Origin of the sequence: Micromonospora sp. DH13, from assembly GCF_020873825.1 — a bacterium.
GTDB classification, from domain to species: domain Bacteria; phylum Actinomycetota; class Actinomycetes; order Mycobacteriales; family Micromonosporaceae; genus Micromonospora; species Micromonospora haikouensis.
On the sequence record NZ_JAHWGR010000114.1, the window covers coordinates 1 to 403 of the forward strand.

1 protein-coding gene is annotated in these 403 nt (G+C 66.5%); it reads right to left on the reverse strand.

Translation table 11 applies throughout. The features are described 5' to 3' along the window. Window positions 1-403 (reverse strand): HAMP domain-containing protein (locus LPA42_RS33495; RefSeq protein ID WP_228987158.1); only part of this gene is annotated, 403 nt, incomplete at both ends.

Here is a 403-nt window from a genome sequence, read left to right on the forward strand (position 1 = left end):
GTCACCTCGTCGGCGAACGAACTGAGCTGGTCCACCATCGTGTTCACCGTCGACTTCAGCTCCAGGATCTCGCCCCGGGCATCCACCGTGATCTTCTGCGACAGGTCACCCTTCGCCACCGCCGTGGACACCTGGGCGATGTTGCGCACCTGGGAGGTGAGGTTCGACGCCATCGAGTTCACGTTGTCGGTCAGGTCCCGCCACGTGCCGGCGACGCCGCGCACCTGGGCCTGACCGCCCAGCTTGCCCTCGGTGCCCACCTCCCGCGCCACCCGCGTCACCTCGTCGGCGAACGAACTGAGCTGGTCCACCATCGTGTTCACGGTGTACTTCAGCTCCAGGATCTCGCCCCGGGCATCCACCGTGATCTTCTGCGACAGGTCACCCTTCGCCACCGCCGTGG